3 protein-coding genes and 2 pseudogenes are annotated in these 6,033 nt (G+C 47.3%); all 5 read right to left on the reverse strand.

Features of this window, described 5'->3' with window-relative positions; genetic code table 11:
• Positions 1–18: 18 nt before the first annotated feature.
• The 5 genes and pseudogenes from LW728_RS22500 to LW728_RS22515 all read right to left on the reverse strand — a co-directional run bounded on the left by LW728_RS22500 (position 19) and on the right by LW728_RS22515 (position 5,845).
• On the reverse strand, positions 19–2,238 hold the full coding sequence (locus tag LW728_RS22500; protein WP_287768402.1) for an NACHT domain-containing protein: 2,220 nt from the start codon (positions 2,236–2,238) through the stop codon (positions 19–21).
• Positions 2,239–2,267: 29 nt separating this feature from the next.
• Positions 2,268–3,836, reverse strand: coding sequence for a B12-binding domain-containing radical SAM protein (locus LW728_RS22505; RefSeq protein WP_287664650.1), 1,569 nt, complete (start codon positions 3,834–3,836; stop codon positions 2,268–2,270).
• Positions 3,837–3,895: 59 nt separating this feature from the next.
• A pseudogene (locus LW728_RS23325) lies at positions 3,896–4,105 on the reverse strand (hypothetical protein); the annotation flags it as partial.
• A 475-nt stretch (positions 4,106–4,580) separates the two neighbouring features.
• Positions 4,581–5,306, reverse strand: a pseudogene (locus LW728_RS22510) (RRXRR domain-containing protein); the annotation flags it as partial.
• A 218-nt stretch (positions 5,307–5,524) separates the two neighbouring features.
• Positions 5,525–5,845 carry a P-II family nitrogen regulator gene (locus tag LW728_RS22515; RefSeq protein ID WP_002752253.1) on the reverse strand — a complete coding sequence of 107 codons (321 nt, stop codon included), beginning with the start codon at positions 5,843–5,845 and terminating at the stop codon, positions 5,525–5,527.
• Positions 5,846–6,033: the final 188 nt, after the last annotated feature.

Here is a 6,033-nt window from a genome sequence, read left to right on the forward strand (position 1 = left end):
ATTAAGAAATGTTACAAATTACATGGGTACATTAAGAAAAGTTAAGGGGTTACATCCATTGATGGATAAGGGTTTTCGGCTATTATAGTATATATGTATGGGGGGAAGTTCAGGAATATTGCGATAATTGGCGATCACACCCCGCAACTGTTCCACCCAGGCAGAATAGTTTTTCTGCCACCAGTGCTGAAGCCGTTCCAGGTTTTGACTCGGAGGTGGCAGTTGGTCTCTCAATTGTTGCAAAGACTTATAAAATCCAGCATCCAGAACCATCACCAGAATGTTGTTGAGTGCCTCGCTACAAGCATTGACGTATGCAAAATCCTGACTGTGGTCGATGGCAAACTCTACCAGCAAGTTCTCCAACGCCGCGTCTAACAACATCCCCTGATCGAGCGTGCTGGCTAAGGCAAAGCGATCGGCCGTATGCGGGCTTTGGGCAAGGGCAAGGTAAAATGCGCGTGCGGTCGCCACTTTGGGTTCGTCTGGGAGCTGCTGGGATTTTTGGCTGGCCCAACTCAAAAACTCTTGCAGATAGGAGTCTTGCGCGACTAAGGCATCAATTTGTTGCTTCATCAACTGCACCAGCGCATCTGCACTTCGCAACATGGCAGCCGTTAACAAGAAGACTTCGCGCCAGTGGGAATCGGTGATGTGACTCACCAACCCTCCCAGTGCTTGTTCTAATGCCTGCAAATTATGGCTGGCAACTATTTTTCGAGCCGTGAAGTATTCTTGAAATGCCAGATAAGAAAATGAAAAAATGCCTCGCGCCCTTTCTGTGAGGATTCCATGCTGTGCCTCGATCGCTTTCAGCATGGCTTCGCTTTCGAGTTGGAGTTCCTCTGCTTCCAGGGTTGCACCTGGCAAATTCCGCAAATAGTCGCCAATGTATTGCTCAATCGTGCGTTGCTCAAAAAAATACTGCCCCTGTTCAAAAGTCACTGCTGCAAGCTGGCTCAACAGCCTCAATTTTTGGGGCAATAAAAACCCCCGGTAAACCTGATCGCGTTCGACTCCTCTAGCTTCATCCCATTTACCCAGCAGCAAATCCAGCCCTTGTTTATAAAACTCAGCCCGCTTGCTCGGAAATTTCCCTTGACCCTGAAACACCCAGCAGGCGAGATGCAGAAACAGAGGTGTCACCACCAGTTGCCGAAATTGCCAGTTTTCCGGCAAGTCCAACTTCTCCATAAACTGAGCCGACTGCTCCTGCCCCGCTTGAGCAGTCGTTTTGCTCAGTGCCACAAACCACTTTTGCGCGAAGGTGCTGATTTGTGCCTGGGTAAAGGGGGCAATTTCTACATCAGTGAAACCTCGAATCTGGAGTTTTTGGGCAGCGGTGCGACAGGTTACTACAAATCGATTGCGATGATACTTTTCTGAGAATTGGCGAATTTCTCTCAGAACTGCTGTAATGTCCTGGTTGGGAACTTCATCCATGCCATCGAGCAACAGCAGGACTCTGCCCGCTTGCAGTAAGGTTTCCAGCACAGACGGGTTGGAAATTCCCGAGGTGAGCAATGCCTGACGGATGTAGTTGAACAGGCTAAATTCACCACTGGGACTGGACTCCTCGGCAAATTCTCTCAATAAGATAAAAATCGGCACTTGATTCGCCGCAAACTCGCCTTGGTTGCACTGAATCGCCAGATGTTGCAAAAAGGTCGTTTTGCCAACCCCCGGCCTGCCCAAAACTCTAAGCTTTGAGTAAGTTTCAACAGCCTGCATTCCGGGTATTTGCTTCTGCTCAACCTCTCCCAAGCCGACGCGATCGAATTCAGCGGGACCCAAGTTTTGCAAATCGGCAATCTCCACCCACTGTTGACTGGCAATTTCCGCCAAAATATTGACATCCACATAGATGTCATCAATGTTGACTGGATGGCTGATGTCTAGTAACTGCAAGATGCCGCACTGGTTTTGGATGGTGTCCAGGCGTCGCGCTCGCACCTCTTGCACCAGAGCATCAATATTAGTTTTCGCCAGTTCTCCTGGTTCAGGAAATTCTGCGGGCGGAGCGAGGGCAATCTCCCGCCAATCCAAATCCAGAATCGAACAAATTTCCAGGAAAACCTGGCGATCAACGGGTTTTCCTGTGAAAAACCGCCAAATCGGCTGGCGGGTCTTTAAGTTCACTTCCCCTGCTAGATTTTCCTGAGTCCACCCCTTGAGCGCAAAGGCTCGTTTAGCCTGTTTAATTCCCGAAGGGGAAGCCTGGAGCGATCTCTTGACCATACAATCCAATCCTCCCTATCGAGTCAGAATCAGTTCTGGTTGGGACGACCAGAAACTTCTAAGGGATCGTAGCCTAGTTGTTGAGTAATCCGTTCTCTGGCTAAGGCCCGGTACTCCCAAAAATGTTCTCCCGCCGCGCACAGACCTAAATAGAGATTGAGAACTTGGGGCTTTTTTTGCCAAATCGTCCATAATTGCCGCCAAAACTGTCCCCGAATGTTCCCTCGGCGGATACCCTGATGCCAGATTAACTGGGTAATTAGCCGTAACCCCTTACCCACGGGAAATTGCATGGTTTGCTTGTGTTTTGACTGCAAACCCAGACCAAGACATTGTTGGAAACAGCGTCGGAGATAGTGGCTGGGTTCGTACAGCGTCCAGAAGCCTTCGACATACTCTCTGGCAATTTCGGCAATCGGGCGGGTGGGGATAAAATTCATCAAGCTATTCTGATCTCCCGTCGGATGGATGCTGTCACCCTCAACTAAACGCTGTTCCCGTTTGAGACGATGCCAAAGAGCCGTATTCGGCAAAGATTGGAGAATTCCTAACATGGGTTGAGGAATACTGGTTTCTTCCACAAAGGCTTGAATCCTTTCCCCCGCACCAGAGCGCTCTCCATCAAACCCCAAGATAAATCCAGCATAGATTAGCAAACCGGCTGCATTAATCTTACGACAGGCTTCCACCAGTGGATTGCGAGTATTTTGCAGTTTGCGCGTCACTTGCAGACTATCTTGGTCAGGAGTTTCAATCCCCAGAAAGACAGAATAAAACCCCGCCTCAGCCATCAGGCTTAACAATTCATCATCCTCTGCCAAATTGACCGAGGCTTCAGTAATAAAGGTGAAGGGATAGTCGTGCTGCTTCATCCAGGGAATCAAGTCTCTGAGAAAGCGTTTGACGTTGCGCTGATTGCCAATAAAGTTGTCATCGACGATGAACAACGAACCGCGCCAGCCTAGGTCGTAGAGAGTCTGCAACTCTGCTAAAATCTGACTCGGCTCTTTAGTACGAGGTTTGCGCCCGTAGAGGGAAATAATGTCGCAAAATTCGCAGTTAAAAGGACAGCCGCGAGAGAATTGCACTGCCATCATTAAGTAATCGTCTCGCTGAAGCAGGTCGAAGCGGGGGATGGGGCTGAGGGTCACGTCTGGCTTGTCCCCAGAGCGGAAAATTCCCTGGCTTTGACCTTGAGCGATCGCCTCCAAAAACAGGGGAACGGTTAACTCTCCCTCATCCAAAATGAGATAGTTCGCTCCAGAATCCAGGGCATCCTGGGGGACAGAGGTGGGGTAGGGACCGCCAACGGCGACTTTTTTGCCTAACTGCACGGCTTTTTGAATCAGAGCTTGAAAATCTGGCTTCTGGACCAACATGGCAGAGAGGATAACCAACTCACACCACTCCCAATCGGCTTCTGTTTCAGGATTGACGTTGCGATCATAAAATCGAATCTCCCAGTTTTGGGGGAGGAGGGCGGCGACAGTAATGATGCCGAGGGGTGGAATGGTGGCTTTCAGTCCCGCGATTTCCATAAAGCGATCGTAAGACCAGAAAGACTGGGGAAACTCAGGGTAGAGTAACAGGGCTTTCATCGAAAAACTGGGTCTGAAACCCCGCCCTTTAGCGATAGCGGAGGGCGGCTTTACATAAGTTAGTGAGAAACAATTAAACCGTTAGAACGACGAATTAACTGAATCTTACTAACAGTTATCTGTCCCAATCGTTGACCATTGGCATCGCTTACAGATAGCTGTTTTTCGGTATCTCCACTAACATAATCAATTCCTTTGGGAGAAGAAATTAAATCTCCTTTACGGAACCCATGTCTTGTGGTAGAGCCACATTTACGTCGTTTACCACCTTACAACTATGTCTGCTTCTTCATTGGAGGGGAATATACCGATGATCGAGTGAATATTTGTCATGAATTTCCTGTTTTTAGTACATAATTAGATTATATCTAACATTCCGCAGATCAGATTCCACTTCATAAATATCCCTCTTTGGGAGTATCTCATTTATGCAAGTGAGTAATTAGGGTTTGCGGCAAAAAGTTTTTCTTGGGGGCAGGGTGTGGGGTGTGGGGTGTGGGGTGTGGGGTTTTACCGATTTTGAAGGCAGGGAAAAAGTCCCTGAATTTTCCCCCCGATCACTCCCATATCTGGTACTTTTTGATTTACAAAAACTCTAAAAGTCTTAACCAACAAGGGTTTTACCATTATTCAGCAAGCCCTAATTATACTTGTCCATAAAACTGGTTTCTAGCAAGGCTTTCAAAATAGCTTGACATAAAACCTGATTTAGGGGTTACAAAGGTGAGATGCTCCCTCCCTCTTAGCAATGCCATCGTTAGCATGACTTTCTGGTGATTGTTTTGCTTTATTTTTGGATTTTTCTAGTCGCAAATATTTTCTGAGATTAGAGGTTTGCCAACCAAAGCGAGTATGGACTTTTGCCAATTGAGATAGTTGCTCAATCGCCCATTTCTGTCTGACCATAACTGGCGAGAAACCTTTTCCAGACTTAGCTCCTTTTCTACTGGAAGTTAGATCAATATCGGTTTTGACATACTCAAAGTAAATGTCAGTAATTGGATAGATTTTGGTTAGTTCAGAAACGACTCGAAGTTCAAGTTGACGATTAGCTCTGATTGAGGGAGCTAATTTTCCTGTTCTTCTATTTGAAAATCGTTTTTGTCGATGCGCTCTTAGATTAAAAGGAAGTTGGCGGTTAATCCGTCTTCCTCTACGTCCTCTTCGCATTAAGCAGCGATTGTCTAGGCACTCTCTTACTCGCTTAAAAGGAAGTTCTAAGTGAGCCTTCCAAAGAGTAAAAAGGGAGGATTGAACGCCAATTCCAGAGAATAATTTACCCGGGTTAATACCAATGGCAATCGGTTGGTTTTTGTTATCGGAAGGTTCATCGGTTAGCTGGACATAAAAAATATCTAAGTCGTTGAATTTACCGATAGCTTTTCCTTCCTTAATCCACCGTCTAGCCCGACTGGGTTTGGTGGGCATCAACGGTTTTCCGTCTTTTGAGATAACAGGAACTCTTGCCATGGAGATAATCCTTAAGAGTGAAGTTAATGTCCCTTACCGCAGCACAATCAAGATGTCTTGTCTAACAACGCTTTACCAATAAAGCTTAGAGAGAATCCGAACTAGGGAAGTATTCGGAAGTCTGTGCCAGATTGTGTCTCGATGCGGTAGTCTCTACTTGCGTCGCCTAAATTGGTCTAGGCAAGCCCCGTCCCTTTTAGGGCGGGGTTAGTGACGAATCAAATTATCTCAAACCCAGTCAACGCTTCGACATTTTGTCGGAAAGCGATTAAGGCATGATTAGCTTGATACTCGACGAGACCAGAGAAGATCGCCTCCGAGACTTCCTGCGAGACAACGGTTTTGATCTCAATATTGGTGTTATAACCGACCATATCTCCCTGGCGGTTGCCGTGGCGACCTGCGCCCTGGGCTTGCGAGAGGGTATAGCCAGTTACGCCTAACTCTTGCAGCAGCTTGATCATGCGGTCTTGCAAGACGGTTTCACCAATGATGACAACCAGTACAGCCGGTTTAATGGGTAGGGATGAGGATGACATGGGCAACTCCTAAAATGGGTTTTTCAAAGACAATGTTATTGACATGCTCACCACGCCACTTTTTTAGGATGGTCGCGTCAATGGGGTTGACGCAGATAGCGAAAAACGCTTAATTGCTTAAGTCTGACACTTTCGACCCGTCCGTTTTGAGTGTCCGAATGCCGGACGGCCACTTTGAACAAGTCGAA

The sequence above is a fragment of the Microcystis sp. 49638_E5 genome, assembly GCF_021300285.1.
Lineage (GTDB): Bacteria > Cyanobacteriota > Cyanobacteriia > Cyanobacteriales > Microcystaceae > Microcystis > Microcystis aeruginosa_C.